Annotated in this window: 16 protein-coding genes; 5 read left to right on the plus strand and 11 right to left on the minus strand. The window is 63.0% G+C overall.

What is annotated here, in order from left to right:
- The 3 genes from BW989_RS05380 to BW989_RS12665 all read right to left on the minus strand — a co-directional run bounded on the left by BW989_RS05380 (window position 1) and on the right by BW989_RS12665 (window position 4,220).
- Window positions 1-1,254, minus strand: coding sequence for a hypothetical protein (locus BW989_RS05380; protein ID WP_076586089.1), 1,254 nt, complete (start codon window positions 1,252-1,254; stop codon window positions 1-3).
- Window positions 1,255-1,262: 8 nt separating this feature from the next.
- On the minus strand, window positions 1,263-3,152 hold the full coding sequence (gene mnmG / locus BW989_RS05385) for a tRNA uridine-5-carboxymethylaminomethyl(34) synthesis enzyme MnmG (protein WP_076586498.1): 1,890 nt from the start codon (window positions 3,150-3,152) through the stop codon (window positions 1,263-1,265).
- A 483-nt stretch (window positions 3,153-3,635) separates the two neighbouring features.
- Window positions 3,636-4,220: a hypothetical protein gene (locus BW989_RS12665; protein ID WP_076586091.1), complete on the minus strand. Its 585-nt coding sequence runs from the start codon at window positions 4,218-4,220 to the stop codon at window positions 3,636-3,638.
- A 157-nt stretch (window positions 4,221-4,377) separates the two neighbouring features.
- On the opposite strand from BW989_RS12665, the gene BW989_RS05395 reads away from it, so the two are divergent.
- Both BW989_RS05395 and BW989_RS05400 read left to right on the plus strand, forming a co-directional pair.
- Window positions 4,378-5,355: a pyridoxal-phosphate dependent enzyme gene (locus tag BW989_RS05395; RefSeq protein WP_076586093.1), complete on the plus strand. Its 978-nt coding sequence runs from the start codon at window positions 4,378-4,380 to the stop codon at window positions 5,353-5,355.
- A gap of 3 nt (window positions 5,356-5,358) precedes the next feature.
- Window positions 5,359-5,787 carry a ketosteroid isomerase-related protein gene (locus BW989_RS05400; protein WP_076586095.1) on the plus strand — a complete coding sequence of 143 codons (429 nt, stop codon included), beginning with the start codon at window positions 5,359-5,361 and terminating at the stop codon, window positions 5,785-5,787.
- 23 nt (window positions 5,788-5,810) lie between these two features.
- Here the strand turns inward: BW989_RS05400 and BW989_RS05405 are convergent, their stop codons facing one another.
- The 6 genes from BW989_RS05405 to bioB all read right to left on the minus strand — a co-directional run bounded on the left by BW989_RS05405 (window position 5,811) and on the right by bioB (window position 11,420).
- Window positions 5,811-6,416, minus strand: a complete 606-nt coding sequence (locus tag BW989_RS05405) for a hypothetical protein (RefSeq protein ID WP_129582825.1) — start codon at window positions 6,414-6,416, stop codon at window positions 5,811-5,813.
- Between the two features lie 82 nt (window positions 6,417-6,498).
- Window positions 6,499-7,416, minus strand: coding sequence for a methyltransferase domain-containing protein (locus tag BW989_RS05410; RefSeq protein WP_076586099.1), 918 nt, complete (start codon window positions 7,414-7,416; stop codon window positions 6,499-6,501).
- Complete coding sequence (gene bioH / locus BW989_RS05415) at window positions 7,413-8,177, minus strand: pimeloyl-ACP methyl ester esterase BioH (RefSeq protein ID WP_076586500.1); 765 nt, start codon at window positions 8,175-8,177, stop codon at window positions 7,413-7,415. The genes BW989_RS05410 and bioH overlap by 4 nt, the downstream gene beginning before the upstream one ends.
- A 2-nt stretch (window positions 8,178-8,179) precedes the next feature.
- Entirely contained in the window at window positions 8,180-9,178 is a 999-nt protein-coding gene (locus BW989_RS05420) for a multidrug resistance efflux transporter family protein (RefSeq protein WP_076586502.1), read from the minus strand.
- A complete protein-coding gene (bioF, locus tag BW989_RS05425; protein ID WP_076586102.1) occupies window positions 9,175-10,374 on the minus strand; it encodes an 8-amino-7-oxononanoate synthase in 1,200 nt (399 codons plus the stop codon). The genes BW989_RS05420 and bioF overlap by 4 nt, the downstream gene beginning before the upstream one ends.
- Window positions 10,371-11,420 carry a biotin synthase BioB gene (gene bioB / locus BW989_RS05430; protein WP_076586105.1) on the minus strand — a complete coding sequence of 350 codons (1,050 nt, stop codon included), beginning with the start codon at window positions 11,418-11,420 and terminating at the stop codon, window positions 10,371-10,373. Before bioB ends, bioF begins: the two co-directional genes overlap by 4 nt.
- A gap of 42 nt (window positions 11,421-11,462) precedes the next feature.
- Here bioB and BW989_RS05435 point away from each other — a divergent pair, with 42 nt between their 5' ends.
- Both BW989_RS05435 and BW989_RS05440 read left to right on the plus strand, forming a co-directional pair.
- Entirely contained in the window at window positions 11,463-12,200 is a 738-nt protein-coding gene (locus BW989_RS05435; RefSeq protein ID WP_076586107.1) for a ComF family protein, read from the plus strand.
- A 92-nt stretch (window positions 12,201-12,292) separates the two neighbouring features.
- Window positions 12,293-12,859 carry an HdeD family acid-resistance protein gene (locus tag BW989_RS05440; protein WP_076586110.1) on the plus strand — a complete coding sequence of 189 codons (567 nt, stop codon included), beginning with the start codon at window positions 12,293-12,295 and terminating at the stop codon, window positions 12,857-12,859.
- Between the two features lie 55 nt (window positions 12,860-12,914).
- On the opposite strand, the gene ubiA is transcribed toward BW989_RS05440, so the two are convergent.
- Window positions 12,915-13,823: a 4-hydroxybenzoate octaprenyltransferase gene (ubiA, locus tag BW989_RS05445; RefSeq protein ID WP_076586112.1), complete on the minus strand. Its 909-nt coding sequence runs from the start codon at window positions 13,821-13,823 to the stop codon at window positions 12,915-12,917.
- A 39-nt stretch (window positions 13,824-13,862) separates the two neighbouring features.
- Window positions 13,863-14,768 (minus strand): LysR family transcriptional regulator, encoded by a 906-nt coding sequence (locus BW989_RS05450; RefSeq protein ID WP_076586503.1) that lies wholly within the window; start codon window positions 14,766-14,768, stop codon window positions 13,863-13,865.
- Between the two features lie 109 nt (window positions 14,769-14,877).
- On the opposite strand from BW989_RS05450, the gene BW989_RS05455 reads away from it, so the two are divergent.
- A complete protein-coding gene (locus tag BW989_RS05455) occupies window positions 14,878-15,837 on the plus strand; it encodes a pirin family protein (protein WP_076586114.1) in 960 nt (319 codons plus the stop codon).
- Window positions 15,838-15,848 lie beyond the last annotated feature (11 nt).

The following is a 15,848-nucleotide window of genomic DNA, read 5'->3' on the forward strand; positions in this document are numbered from 1 at the left end:
TCAATTCGCCCGGATGCGTGCGCCGCGGATCAGCGTGGCGTCACCTTCGACATCGGTCCACACCATCCACGCCGTCGCGCCGTCGCTGATCAGTTTCGGGAAGCCGCTCACGCGGCCGCGTGCCTGCAACTTTGCCACTTCGGTGCGTTCAAGCTCGCGGGCCAAGTCCGGCGTGTAGCGCGCCAGCATCACCGATTGCTGGCCTGCTTCCTCGCGCAGCCACGCGACCCAGGCTTGCCGGGCATCCAATGCGACCGCCACACGGCCCAATACATCGGCGCCGCTGTCGACTTCCTGCATGGCGCCGAATGCGCCATCGGTGTTCATGGCGATGCGAACGCTGGGCGTGTCCTGCGCGCCGGTGAACCACGCGATCAGCACGCGGCCGTCGTGGGCGGCCATCGATGGGCCATTCACCGGACAGCCGGCGATGTGCCAGCCATCCGCGTGCACGACCGTTTCCTTCTGCCACTCGCCGTTCTTGCGATGGGTCATGACGATGTCGCGTATTTCGTCCTGTGTGCGGTCGCGCCACGCCAGCATCGGCCCGCCATCGACCCAGGCGGACGTGGTCTGGCAGCAATCGCAGGTCGAGGCATCGCGTTCGCTTTCATCGTGACGGCCCAGCGCGGCGTCGAAGGTCGCAGTGCGCAAGGTCATCGGGCCGCCGCCATGATCACTGCCATGCCCGTGGCCGGAGGTATGGCGGCCGTCCAGCCATGCGATGCCGATACGGTCTTGGCCTTCGGCCCACATCGTCGCGAAGCCGTGTTCGGTTTCGGTGCCGTCGTCGTTGACCTTCGCTTCCGTGGCCCAGGTCTGGCCAGCATCGGCCGATCGTGCGAGCACGACGTCATAAGTACCGCCACGCTTGCCCACGCGCTGCAACCAATGCGCCCACAGCGCACCGTCAGGCGTCGCCAGGATGTGTGGCGTGTCTGCCCAGTTGGCGAACAGCGGGCGATCGGCAGCGATCACCCGCGGATCGTGTTGCCACGCGCCTTGTGCATCCGCGGCAGCAAACAGGAAGCGATGCGCGTCCTCGCCCTCTGCTTGCAACCAGCTGAGCAGCAGCCGTCCATCGGGCGCTTGCCGCAAATCCGGGGCGGATGCACCGGTTTGGGTGGGGAGCGTCCAAGACTGGACGCGCGGAGCAGGGGCAGCGGACTTGGCCGGTGTGGCGGATGTGTCATCAGGGCGTTGTCCGCAAGCGGTCAACATCAAGCCCAGAACCACGGTGAGCATCACGCGCATGAAAGACCTCAGGCCGCGCGCTCCCGTCGTGCACGCGTGAGATGGACGATGAGCAACTGTACCGCGGCGGGGGTCATGCCCGGGATGCGCTGCGCCTGGCCCAAGGTTTGCGGACGCACGCGCTCAAGTTTTTGCAGCACTTCCGCGGAGAGGCCCCGCACTTGCGCATAATCGAAATCGGCCGGGATCGTGGTGTCTTCGTGGCGGCGGGCGCGGGCGATCTCCTCGCGCTGGCGGTCGAGATAGCCGGAATACTTGGCTTCGATCTCCACCTGCTCCGCCACCTTCGCGTCATCGACACCCGGGCCGATGCCTTCGACCGTGGACAGCTTGGCGTAGTCGAGTTCCGGGCGTCGCAGCAGGTCCATTGCGCTGGTTTCGCGGCTGACCTCCACGCCGATATCGCGTTGTAACGCACTACCGAGCGGATTATTCGGCGCGGCCCACAAAGCCTTGAGCCGCGCCATTTCGGCATCGACGGCTTCGCGTTTGCGCGAGAAGGCGGCCCAACGGGCGTCATCGACGAGATTCAATTCGTGGCCCGTCGGCGTCAGGCGCGCATCGGCATTGTCTTCGCGCAGCTGCAGGCGATATTCCGCCCGGCTGGTGAACATGCGATACGGCTCCAACGTGCCCTGGGTGATCAGGTCATCGACCAAGACGCCCAAGTAAGCCTCGTCGCGACGCGGCGACCACGCCTCTTTTTCCTGCACGAAGCGTGCGGCGTTGACGCCGGCGAGGAGGCCCTGTGCCGCGGCTTCCTCATACCCCGTGGTGCCATTGATCTGGCCCGCGAAGAACAAGCCGTTGACCGCCTTGGTTTCCAGCGAGGCCTTCAAACCCCGCGGGTCGAAGAAGTCATATTCGATGGCGTAACCGGGGCGGGTGATGTGCGCGCGCTCGAAGCCGGTGATGGAACGCACGAGTTCCAGCTGCACATCGAAAGGCAGCGAGGTGCTGATGCCGTTGGGGTAGATCTCCACGACATCGAGGCCTTCCGGCTCGACGAAGATCTGGTGCGACGCTTTTTCGGCAAAGCGCACCACCTTGTCTTCGATGGACGGGCAGTAACGCGGGCCGATGCCTTCGATCTGTCCGGAGTACAGCGGCGAACGATGCAAGGCGTCACGAATGATCTGATGCGTGCGCTCAGTGGTGTGGGTGATCCAGCAACTCACCTGCGCCGGATGATCCGCCTCCGTGCCCATGAACGAGAACACCGGCCGCGGCGTGTCGCCGGGTTGCTCGGTCATCACCGAGGTGTCCAGCGATCGGCCATCGATGCGCGGCGGCGTGCCGGTCTTGAGGCGATCGACCACGAAGCGGCCTTCGCGCAGTTTGTGGGCGAGCGCGGTCGAGGGCGGATCGCCCATGCGACCGGCGGCGTATTGGGTTTCGCCGATGTGGATCTTGCCGGCAAGGAAGGTGCCGGCGGTCAGCACGATGGCCGGGGCCTTGAACGTCAGCCCGGTGTTGGTCACCACGCCGCGCACGGCATCGCCCTCGATCAACACGTCATCGACCGCTGCCTGGAACAGGGTGAGGTGGGGTTGCGACTCCACCGCGCGCCGGATGAAGCTGCGATACAGCGCGCGATCCGCCTGCGCACGCGTCGCGCGCACGGCCGGGCCTTTCGACGCATTGAGGGTGCGCCACTGGATGCCGGCGGCATCGGCCGCCCGCGCCATCACGCCGCCCAGCGCATCGATCTCCTTGACCAGATGCCCCTTGCCGATGCCGCCGATGGCCGGGTTGCAGCTCATCGCGCCCACGGTCTCGATGCTGTGGGTCAGCAGCAGGGTGCGGGCCCCCGCGCGCGCCGACGCCAACGCCGCCTCGGTCCCGGCATGGCCGCCGCCGATCACGATCACGTCGAAGTTGTGGAAATCCTGGTTCATCAAATCAATGGCGAGGCTGTTGAAGATGGAGTTGCTTGGCAGGGTTTGTGCCAGCGCGACGCTTTCGCTGAGATAAAAGCCGCATGACAGAACGATGCGACCGAAATTGTCCAAGTCTGGCGCGCGATGCAGGGGTGTTCAGCATATGAACTGCGAACAAGATCCCAATTATGCCGCTTGAACAGACCTAAGCGGTTGGCACGCACTTTGCTTATATCCCTATGCACTCGGAATGACAGGCGCTTTATGCGCTGCCGGTATTGGAGCAGGGGCCGGCTCTGTACATCCCGGGGGAGCAGAGGGGTCGGATGTCGGGGGACATCCGGCCCCTCATTTTTTATGCGCCAGGCGCAACGCGCCGGAAAAGCGCAACGCCCGCGCGAGGACGGAACAGGGGGGATCCGTTGATTCCTCGGCGGGCGCTGCGGGTAAAGCTTGCGCTGCGCGCGTGCGCGTTGCAAGCAGTTTTGTCGGGTTACGTGATCAAGGCTCGATCGATGTGGCCTCTCGCCCTGATGATGCCTGCTTTGTCTGCATCCGTTCGCGAGCTTGGCGAAGCACGCTGCCACTGGAGCTTCCGCCCGGGTTGCTGCTGATCGGCCTGGAAGGCACGCCGCTATCGCCACCCGGCCGGGTTACCGGCGGTGGTCGATGGGAATGGGTCGGTGGGCGGTAATAGCCTCCGGGATAGCCATACCCTGGATAGCCATAGCTGGGATAGCCATAGGAAGGATTTCGGTAGCCATAGCCGGGATAGCTATAGCCCGGGTATCCGCCGTTATAGCGGTCGTAACCGCCACGGTTGTAGTTGCTGCCCACTACCAACCGGCCATCGGGCAGGCGATAAATCGGATTGCCGTAGCGGTCGTAACCGTAGACAGCGCTGCCGCCGTAACCGTAGCGGTTGTAACCGCCGTAGCCATACGGGTAGCCGCCAACCGTGCCGCTGACATAACCGCCCCTGCCGATTTGGGTGCCGACGGTGCCGCTCACATAGGGCGTGACGCAGCCCGAGAGGAGCAGCGCGGAGCCCAGCAGGCTGGCGGTCAAAGATATCTTGCGAATCATGTGGAATCCCCCTTGGAACATGGCTCCACGATGGGCCCATACAATTGAACCCCCCCTTAATTTTTCGCTAAGCCGGGGGCGGGTCGATCTTGTTCGGGTTAACCATTCATCTTTCCGGTAAAGTCAGGCTCACCCCAAGCTGGGCTAGGCTCTGCCGATGGATGCACAACCTTTATCGACAGGCCCCTTGCCGACTTTTCCCAGCCTGCTGGATGCCGCAGCCCGGATCCGCCTGCATGCCCGTGTGACGCCCATCCTGCGCAGCGACGCTCTGGACACTGCAGCCGGTGCCCAACTGCTGTTCAAATGCGAAAACCTGCAGCGCGCCGGTGCCTTCAAGTTTCGTGGCGCCTGCAACGCCGTGTATGCATTGGACGATGCAATCGCGGCGCGTGGCGTTGCCACTCAAAGCTCGGGCAACCACGGCGCTGCGATCGCGCTGGCTTGCCGGTTACGCGGTATTCCCGCGACGGTGGTCGTGCCTGAAGGTGCGCCGAAGGTAAAGCTCGACGCCATCGCTGGCGAGGGTGCGCGCATCGTCCGCTGTGCGCCTAACATGCGTGCGCGTGATGCCGCAGTCGCGCAGGTGATCGCGGAAACCGGCGCGACCTTGATCCATCCCTTCGATCATCCGGATGTCATCGCAGGACAGGGCACGGCGGCGATGGAGTTGATTGCTGCAGAATCCGGCTTGGATGCGATCATCGCGCCGGTAGGTGGTGGCGGCCTGTTGTCTGGGACAAGTATCGCTACGCGTGCGCTATCGCCCGATACGCAAATCTGGGGTGCCGAGCCTGAGGCTGCGCGCGATGCCTTCGATTCGCTGGCCAGCGGCGAGCTCATCATCGACCGCGTGCCGGACACTATCTGCGATGGCCTGCGTGGTCATCTCTCGCCGCGCACGTTCGCGCTGATCGCACGCGATGCCAACGGAATTTTGCTGGCGGATGAGGCATCGATATGCGATGCGATGCGCCTGGTCTGGACGCACCTCAAACTCGTCATCGAGCCTTCGTCGGCGGTTGCATTGGCCGTGGTACTCGGCAATCCAACGCGATTTTCCGGCCAACGTATTGGCATCATCTTGTCTGGTGGCAATATCGATACCGCTTCACTTCATGTACTTCTTGCCTGAGCCATGACCGACTTCAACCGCACACACGACCTCGTCCGCGCCTACTACGCCGCTTTCAATCGCGGAGATCGCCAGGCGATGCTGGATTTGCTCACCGATGACATCGCGCATGACCTCAACCAAGGCATGCGCGAAACCGGCAAACCCGCCTTTGCAGTTTTCATGCAGAGGATGGATGCGCACTACCGCGAGGCATTGACCGACATCGTCATCACGGTGAGTGCAGAGGGGTGGCGTGCCGGTGCCGAATACGTGGTGCATGGCGAATATTTATCCACCGATGAAGGCCTGCCGGCGGCCCATGGCCAGCGATATGTGTTGCCGGGTGGTGCGTTCTTTGATGTCGTTGATGTAGAGGGGGAGCCGCGCATCGCACGCGTTACCAATTACTACAACCTGCAGGATTGGATCGCGCAGGTCGTAGGCCAGTAGCCTTGACGATTTTCGGAGACGCTTTAATCAGCGGATTTCTGCAATACCGAAGCCAGGCCATCGCGAAGCAGCAGGCGCGTGATGGCAGCGCGCTCGTCGAGTGGCTGGCTGGCCACTGCATCGAGCAACCAGCCGAGTGATCGGCAGCGCAAGGCTTCCATTTCGGCCTCATTCGTAGCATTCACATCATCGACACTCAATGCCGATGCGCTGAAGCCGTCGTTGAGCATGGCAGCGCGCACGCCTGCCTGACGCAGCGACGTGCGCGCGGCCTTTTCGTCAAAAGCGCTGGGCCGTCCTTGCCAGCCAGATAAAGCAACTTCGCCCAGTGCGCTGGTCAAACGGTCGCGGTTGTCGCCAGACAGCTCCTGAGCCACCGCGAGCCAAGTGTCTGCACTGCCACGGTCCGGCGAAGCTAATGCGCGACAAACCTTGGTGGAATCCGTTGGCGAGGTCGATATCGCGTGCACGGATTGAAACAGACTGTCGAGTGCATCGTTGCTTGCGCTGCGCAACAAGATATCGGCTTGTGATGCGATTTCGATGCGGTTTTGCGCGAGGGAGGTGATCGGGGCCGCCGTGAAGCATGTCGCCGTGGTGAGCAACATGGCCAATAGGCGTGGGGACATGGAGGTCGCTCCGTTACAAGTTCGGCTGCAGTCTAGGCAGCAGTGGATGAACGGCGGTGATCACCCGGGGGCAGTGATCGCGCTATGTGCTTCGACGGCGTATTGGAATGCGCGAGAGCGGTATTTGTGCGATTTCACCCAGGCCGTCTCGCATCGGCGTGCCGGGCTCAGGTGCCCAGGCCTGCGCGTAGATCGCTTCCCATCGCATCGGGAAGCCACGGTTGTCATGCGGATGCGCGGCTTCGGCTGCACTGAAACGCGCCCGTCCGGACAAGGCATGGCGCCGCGCGGTCAATGCATTGGTCGCGCCCATCGCGCGCAAGCTGCGCAGGATGTCGGCGAAAGTGGGTTTGAATTCGATCAGGATGTCGCGGTCGATGACTGGGTCACGGAATCCTGCGGCAACCAATGCATCGCCAAACGGCGCGATGGCAGTGAAAGGGCTGACATGCGGAAAATCATCGGCGGCGGCAAAGGCCTCGCGCAGGTCGGCCAGGGTTTCGCTTCCGAAAGTGGATACCAACAGCATGCCGCCCGACTTCAGCACGCGACGAAATTCTGCGAAAGCCGCAGGCAGGTCTTCGATCCATTGAAGTGCCAGATTGCAGAACAGCAAATCGACGCTGCCATCAGCCAAAGGCAATGCGCGCAAGTCAGCGTTGAGCCGCGGAATCTCGCGTTCGCGCAGCAAACGCCCACGGGTGTTGCCCTGCGCTGCATGCAGCATCGGCAAGGCGGCGTCCAATGCAATAACGCGTGATTTTGGCCACCGCGCACGCAGGGCACGGGCTGCGCGCGCCGGCCCGCAGGCAACATCGAGAATGACACCGGGCGTGGCATCCCCATGACGCAGGGCGTAGTAATCGAGCGACTCGAGCAGGCGCGATTCGATCTCACGCTGCAGGTGCGATGCAGCATCGTAACCTTCGGCGGCGCGTCCAAATGAGCGACGCACTTGTCGGTTGTCGAACACGCGGCCGGGGAAGAAGTCGTCGGTCATTCGCTTGGATGCAGCAGGGGTTGCAAGGCGCCTATCACCGCGTCCGCATGGGTCAGGAAGGGCGCATGTCCGGCGTGATCGATGGTGCTGAAACGAGTGTTGGGGGCGAGCGATGCCGCCTCTTCCATCGCACGCGGGTCAACCAGGCGATCACGACGCCCGGCGATCCATGTGCTTGGTATGGTCAGCGATGGCAAATCGCCACGCAGGTCGCTGGTTTCAAGCAGTTGCAAGCCATCGGCGAGCACCCTGGCTGCAGGCTCGCCGCGTGCCAATACGGCGTTGCGCAGGTGACGCAATTCTTCCTTGGCGTGTTCTGAGCCGAAAGCCTCGAGTGCCAGGAAGCGATCCAGCGTGCCGCGCCAGTCGTCGCGCAAGCCGGTGGCGAAGTCGCGGAAAATTTCCGGCGACATCCCCCATCGCCAATCTTCTTTGCGCACGAAACAGGGTGAAGCACAGAGCATGGCAAGGGAGCGCATCGACGTGCCGTGGCTGGCGGCGTAGAGGGCGACCAAGCCCCCCAGCGACCAACCGCACCACAGTGCATCTTCTGGCACCACGCGGGCGATGGCGGTTGCGCTGTCGGGCAGCGTGAGCGGAATATCGCAGGCGCGTGAGCCGCCATGGCCGGGCAAATCGACGACATGCAATCGGAAACGATCTTGCAGACGCTCGACCAGCGGCGTGAACACGCCGCCGTGCATCGCCCAACCATGCAGCAAGACGATGTCGGGGCCGCTGCCGGTGACGTCGACATGCAGGCTCATGGGCTCTGCTCCGTGCGCATGGCCTGTACTTCACGCGGGTCATTGAGATGCGATCGCGCGGCGACCCATGCAAACAGCAGAATGCCAACGACGATCATCGTGCTACCCACAAGTGCGCCACCTTGCGGCCACGCTTCGTGCAGGAAGAACACGCCCAGGATGCTGGCGAAGATCAGCTCCGCGGCCTGCATTGCTTCGGCGGCGGCGAGCGCGGTCGGGTTGTCACGGACCAAGCCCGTCGCCTTGAAGAACAAGATGGTGGCGATGACGCCGGCTGAGAGCGCCACGCCTGCAGCCATCCACACTTGCGATGCCGATGGTGTGCCCGCTTGCGAGAACGCATACATCGCTACCAATAGCCACCAGGGTTGGCTGGCGAGGGTCATGCCGAACACGCGCTGGGTGGCATCGAGCTGCTCGCCCGTGCGTTCCAGGTGCAGCAACAACAATCGATTGCCGAGCGGGTACAAAATCGCCGAGCCGAGCACGCAGGCCAGCGCGACCCACGCCGCGCGGTCCAGCCCGCCATCGGCGTGCGAAAACTGCATCAACATCACCCCGGCCAGGATCAACAGGCCTACGCCCCAGGCAGCGAGTGGCACTTTGCGTCTTGCATCGCGGTATAGGAAGGGCGCGCACAGCATCCCCGCGATGACGGTGAACTGGAAGCTGCCAGCGACCAGCCACGCGGGTCCGCTGTCGGCGGCGTAGGCCATCAACATGTAGAACAGTACGAAACCCAGCGCGCTATAGCCCAGCCATGCGATGGGATGTGCGCACATCGCGGCCCATAGCGGGCGCAGTCGGCCGCGCATCAGCGGGATCATCAACGGCAGTGTGATGAGATAGCGCAACGATGCCGTCCACGCCCAATGCCCGCCTTCGGTAGCCGTGGCGCGGTTCAGCACATAGGTGAGGGTGAAGAAGAGGGCAGATGCCAACGCGATCAGCACCGCGACCAAGGCGGTGCGAGTGTTGGTTGTCGAATGGCTCATAGTGCGCTGCCGACGCGCCGTCGGGTCTCGTCGCGTGCGCGGCACAAGGCGTTGATCAACGCATCGATGTCGTCGGGCGTATGCAATGCCGACAAGGTGATGCGCAGGCGTGCAGTGTTTTCCGGCACGGTGGGCGGGCGAATCGCCGTGGTAAGGATGCCATCCATGCGCAAGGCGTCCGCCATCGCCAGCGCATGCGCCGCGGTGCCGCAGATCAAAGGCTGGATCGGTGTATCGGAATCGAGCAACTCGAATCCATTGCGTAGCGCGCCACTGCGGAAGCGCAAGACCAATGCCTGCAATTTTTCGCGGCGCCAGTGCTCGCGACGCGCAAGTTTCACCGCAGCGAGCGACGCCGCGGCCTGTGCAGCTGGTAGGGCGGTGGTGTAGAGGTAAGGACGTGCGGTTTCGGCGAGATGGGCGATGTAATCCGCGTTGCCGGCCACCACCGCGCCAAAGCTGCCCAAGGCCTTGCCGAGCGTTGCCAGTTGCAGTGGCACTTCGTTGGCGGTGAGTTTCGCCGCCGCCACGCTGCCGCGGCCATCTTGGCCGACGACGCCGATGCCATGCGCATCATCGACATACAACATCGCGCGTTGCACATGTGCTGCCAGGGCGAGATCGCGCAAGGGAGCGACATCGCCATCCATGCTGAAGACGCCATCGGTGACGATCATTGCCGCACCATCGGCCTGTGCGCGCAGCTGGCGTAATGCACCTTCGGGATCGTTATGCGGATAGCGACGCAGGTTGCAGCCGGACAAGCGCGCGGCATCGATCAAGCTGGCGTGGTTGAGCCGATCCTGCACGCAGAGGTCATGTTCGCCAAGCAGGGATTGCACCACGGCCAAATTGCCCAGCCATCCACTGGAAAACGCCAGCGCAGCTGGCACCTCCAGCCAGTCGGCCACCTCGCGCTCGAGTGCTTCATGCACGGCCAGATGGCCGCAAACCAGGTGCGAGGACACGCCGCCTGCGCCGCTGCGCGAAGCCTCGTCCTGCAGCGCGCCGACGACGGCGAAGTGCTGCGAAAGCCCCAGGTAATCGTTGCTGCAGAAATTGATCAGCCAGCGATCATTGGCCATTACGCGCACGCCATCGCGGCGACTGATGGTCAGTCGTTGCCGGCGGCGACGACGATCATCGCGCTCGCTTCGTGCCTCGGCGATGCGCTCCTGCAGCGAGGGCCGCATCATGCAGCGGCCACTTCCGAGGGTGCAGTGACGATGTCCGCGTGGACAGTGTCGCTGCAGCTGGTTAGGTCTGCACCGGTGGGCGGCATCGGCTTCAGGCCCAGACGCGCAAACAAGGCGTCGTCTTTTGCCGTGTCCGGGTTGCCGGTGGTGAGCAGCTTCTCGCCATGGAAGATCGAATTCGCACCGGCAAGGAAACACAGCGCCTGCAACTCGTCGCTCATCGTCTCGCGGCCGGCCGACAGGCGCACCATGGATTTCGGCATGACGATGCGGGCAACCGCAATGGTGCGCACGAATTCGAATGGATCCAGCTCCTTCTCTTCGGCAAGCGGCGTGCCAGCGACGCGCACCAGACGGTTGATCGGCACCGAATCCGGATGCGCAGGCAGGGTGGCCAGCGTATGCAGCAGGCCCGCACGCTGATCGCGCGATTCGCCCATGCCGACGATGCCGCCACAGCAGGTCTTGAGGCCCGCATCACGCACGTGCGAGAGCGTGTCGAGACGATCCTGATAGTCGCGCGTGGTGATCACATCGCCATAGAAATCCGGTGCGGTGTCGAGGTTGTGGTTGTAGTAGTCGAGGCCGGCCTCTTTCAGCGCCTGCGCCTGCGTGTCGCTCAACATGCCGAGTGTCGCGCAGGTTTCCAGCCCCAATGCCTTCACGCCGGCGATCATCTCGGCGACTTTCGGGATATCGCGGTCTTTCGGGCTTCGCCATGCTGCGCCCATGCAGAAGCGCGAGGCACCAGCATCCTTTGCTGCACGCGCCTTGGCCAGCACGTCGTCGCAGGCCATCAACTTCGTCGCATCGACCCCCGTGTGGTAGCGCTGCGCCTGCGGGCAGTAGCCGCAGTCCTCGGGACAGCCGCCGGTCTTGACCGATAGCAGGGTGGAGACCTGCACCTCGTCGGCATTGAAGTGCTGACGATGCACGCCGGCCGCGCGATGCAGCAGCTCGGTGAAGGGGAGCGCGAACAGGGCAGCGATTTCGGGTCGCGTCCAATCGTGGCGAACGGGCGCTTGGCCGAGGGAAATTTCGGACATCTCTGACAGACCTGAAGCGGGTAAGCGAGCAGTCTGGAAAGCATGAAGGACTCTGTCAACTTTTCAGTGCGCCATTGGGTTGACGGCGCCCTGCATCATCTCTGGCCGCCGACCTGCATCGTCTGCGGTTTGGCTGGGGATGTGGCTTCGGGCCGAGATCTGTGCCCGGCCTGCTATGACGCCTTGCCATGGAATCGCCATGCCTGCCGGCGATGCGCCTTGTCCTTGTCCAAAGATGATGCGGGCGGCCTGTGCGGGGCATGCCTGGTCAGTCAATCGGCACTAGAGGCCGTGACCGCCTGTTTTGCTTACGCCGCGCCGCTGGACCGCTTGCTGCCGATGTTCAAGTTCCATCAGTCGATGGCCGCCGGCCGACTGGCAGTGGGATTGATGGCCGAAACCCTGCTCCAAGCCGCGTTGGCTGCTCGCGATGCCGCCTTGGTCCCAATCCCGTTGCATCGCCAACGCTTGCGCCAGCGTGGTTACGACCAAGCATTGGAGTTGGCGCGGCCCTTGGCACGCCAGCTCCAGCTGCGATTGGCACCTGATTTACTAGCCCGACCCAAGGTGACTGGGGCGCAATCACGACTGGACAAGGTCGCCCGACAACGCAACTTGTCCGGGGCTTTTGTCGTAAACCAGGCAGGTATCGTGCCGCCCCACGTGATCCTGATTGACGACGTAATGACCACGGGCGCGACGCTTGAATCCGCTGCACAGGCTCTGCGGGCAGCGGGCGTGGCCAAAGTCGAGGCCTGGGTTTGCGCACGGGTCGCCTAGGCCTGCACCGACCCTTGGATGGGACTAGGATGGAGTTGCGGTGCGCTTCATCCCATCCAATTCTCATCAAGCGGGTAGGTGAGGTCGTGATCATGAGCTCGTTTCAAGAGTCGGTTTCACAAGCTGCACAATCCATCGGGCGCAGTTGGCGGGTGTTTCTTCTTTACGGTATTGCCGCGGTCGTGTTTGGCCTCATCGCCATCATGCGGCCGATGGAGGCCGCAGCCGCGCTGGCCTGGGCTGCTGGCGTGATGGCGCTGGTGGAGGCCGGCATCGGCATCGTCGCCTTGTTCAACAAGGATGCGCCGGTATCCAAGGCCTGGTTGGCCTTCTACATCCTGGTGTCGATCGTGTTCGGCGTGATGGCGGTGATGTTCCCACTGGCCATGGCCGGAAGCTTGGTGCTGGTGCTCGGCGTCTGGCTGATCATCGCCGGCATCTATCGCATCGCTTTCGCCATCCGCGTGCGCAAGGTCATCGATGGTGAGTGGTGGATGATCATGGGCGGCGTGCTGGGCATCTTGCTGGGCGCGATGTTCGTCGCCGAGCCGATGGTCGGTGTCGTGAGCACGTCGTTGTGGATCGGCATCATCGCGCTGGCCTACGGCCTGTTCCAGATCTTTGCGTCGTTCCGCATCAAGAAATTGGCCAAGCCGTAAAAGCTGATCGCCGTGGCGGCGGCATGGCCACGCCACGGCTGTCTTTGCTTCAGTCTTAGCTGCGCGCAGTGAGTGCGAAATCCGCAGCGATGCCGGCAAAAATCGACATCCCTACCCAGTTGTTGTGCAAGAAGGCGCGGAAACAATCATCGCGTTCGCGGCTGCGTGCGAGGCGGAATTCCCAGGCCACCAATATCGCCGCCACGCCCAGACCAGCCCAGTAATACACGCCCATCTCGGCGCGTTGGCCAACAAGGCCCAAGGTCAGGAACATCAAGCCATACAACACGCTTTGTGCGATGAGATCCAAGTCTCCAAACAGGATGGCGGTGGATTTTGCACCCACGCGCAGATCGTCTTCGCGATCGACCATCGCGTACCAGGTGTCGTAGGCGGTCGCCCAGAGGATGTTGGCGATGTAAAGCAACCAGGCGATCGGCGGCACCGCGCCTTGAATCGCCGCGAAAGCCATCGGGATGCCCCAGCCAAATGCCATGCCCAGATAGACCTGCGGCAAGTAGGTATAGCGCTTGAGAAAGGGATAGCTGGCCGCCAGGACGACGCCGACGACGCTCATCCCGATCGCGAGGCGATTGAGGGTCAGCACCAAGGCAAAGGCAAGCAACATCAACACGGCGAACAGGATCAGCGCCTCGCGGCCACTGACTTCGCCGGTGACCAGGGGGCGGCCACGCGTGCGCTCCACGCTGCCGTCCAGCCAACGATCCGCGTAATCGTTGATCACGCAGCCTGCGCCGCGGGTCAGCCATACGCCGAGGGTGAACACGATCAGTGGATGCCAATCCGGCAGGCCGCCGGCCGCGAACCACAGGCCCCACCACGTCGGCCATAACAGCAGCAGCCAGCCGATCGGTCGGTCGGCGCGCATCAGGCGCAGGTATGCACCCAGCTTGCGTTGCCAGAGGGGGCGAGTGTCGAGAGGGTTGTCGTAACGCTCGTACATCGTGAAAGCGTATAGCAGCGGGCCGGGCGGTGGGCGGCGTCAGTCTTCGGGGAGTGCGGCGAATCGCGCTGCCAGGAAATCGATTAATGCACGCACCGAGGGCAACAAGCCACGACGTGAGGCGAACACCGCATGGATCAATTCCTCGCGTGGGGCCCAGCCATCCAGTACGTGTTGCAGCTGGCCATCGGCGACCAAGCCGCGGGTCACCATGCGGGGTAATTGCACGATACCGACACCCGTCACCGCGGCATCGCGCAACGCCAACATCCCGCGAGTGACGAAACGCGGTTGATGGTGGATCGCGGCGTGCTCGCCCTTGGGGCCGTGCAGATCCCACATGTGCTGATTCTGGGGCAAGCCAAGATCCATGCTGGGGTAGCCCAGCAATGATTCGGGTGAGGTGGGTTTGCCTAGTCGCGCCATGAGTCGCGGGCTGGCGACGAGGCATTGCTGACGTTTGGCCAGCACTTTCAACACCAGATCAGAGTCTTCCAGTGGTGGCGGGCGCACGCGCAAGGCGATATCCAAGCCTTCGCCGATCACATCTACGCGGCGATTGGTCGCATCCAGATACAGTGTGATTTGCGGATGCAGGCTAAGGAATTCCGACAGCATTGGCCCGACATCGGTGTCCAACAAGGTGATCGGGCAGCTCATCCGCACGATGCCGCGTGGTTCAGATTGCTTGCTGAGGATTGCTTCTTCCGCCGCCGCGGCTTCGACCAGCGCAGCTTTCGCGTGGCCGTAATAGGCCATGCCCGATTCGGTGACGTGGAATTTTCGGCTTGAGCGCTGGATCAGGCGAACGCCCAATCGTTCCTCAAGCAGCGCGATACGCCGGCTCAGCTTCGACTTCGGTACCCCCAATGCGCGACCAGCCGGCGCGAAGCCGCCGTGATCGACGACATGCACGAAGTAATAGAGGTCGTTGAGATCCTGCATCGCCCAGATGATAGGACGAAGCGTTGCAGATGATGCGACGATTTCATCACCCGCCCATATCCGTGGCTCCGCATAATTCACCCATCCCCCAAGGCAAGGAGCCACCGTCATGACACGTCACGATGAACAAACCCGCCCCTCCGACTCGCATGATGCCGCCGAATGCATCTCCAAGCCGGTGTTGGAGTTGTCGCAAGCGCGCACAAGCATCGTGGGCGAGGCGTTGTCGGTACGCCGCGCATTGCCGGGCAAACCGCGCCGAATGGTGGGTGCGTGGTGCTTCCTCGATCACGCGGGACCGATGGATTACCAGGCTGGCGGCGGACTGACCGTGGGACCGCATCCCCATATCGGCCTGCAGACATTTACGTGGATGATCGAAGGTGAAGTCCATCACCACGACAGCCTTGGCAACCATCAATGGATTCGGCCAGGACAGGTGAACTTGATGACCGCCGGGCGCGGCATCAGTCATGCGGAAGTCTCTGCTTTGGACAAACCAGGTCGCGTGCATGCGGCGCAATTGTGGATCGCGCTGCCTGACAGCGAGCGGCACCGTGCGCCTTCGTTCCAACACTGTCCCGAGATGCCGCGCGTCGAACAGGATGGCTTCGTTTTCACCGTGCTGGTGGGCGAGGCATTCGGACGGACAGCTGCGCCGGAAGTCTTCACGCCGCTGGTTGGTATGGATGTCTCGTCCGCCGCGGCGGCGCGAACAAGCGTGCCGCTTCGCTCCGACTTCGAACACGCCGCGATGTGTCTGGAAGGTGAGGCAGATGTGGGCGGACAACACATCGTGCCTGGTGAGTTGCTGTATCTCGGCACAGGCCGTGATGCACTGGATATCAGCACTGAAGATTCCGCGCGCGTGTTGTTGATCGGCGGCGAGCCGTTTGGTGAAGACATCCTGCTGTGGTGGAATTTCGTCGCACGCACGCAGGAAGAATTGATCCAAGCCACCGAAGACTGGAATGCCGGCCGGCGTTTTGGCCAGGTGACCGGTACCGACCTGCCGCACCTGGTGGCACCGGACATCTCGGGCTTGCATATTCGTGCGCCGCAGGGATAAACAGTCATCCC

Source organism: Solilutibacter tolerans (genome assembly GCF_900155935.1).
Lineage (GTDB): Bacteria > Pseudomonadota > Gammaproteobacteria > Xanthomonadales > Xanthomonadaceae > Solilutibacter > Solilutibacter tolerans.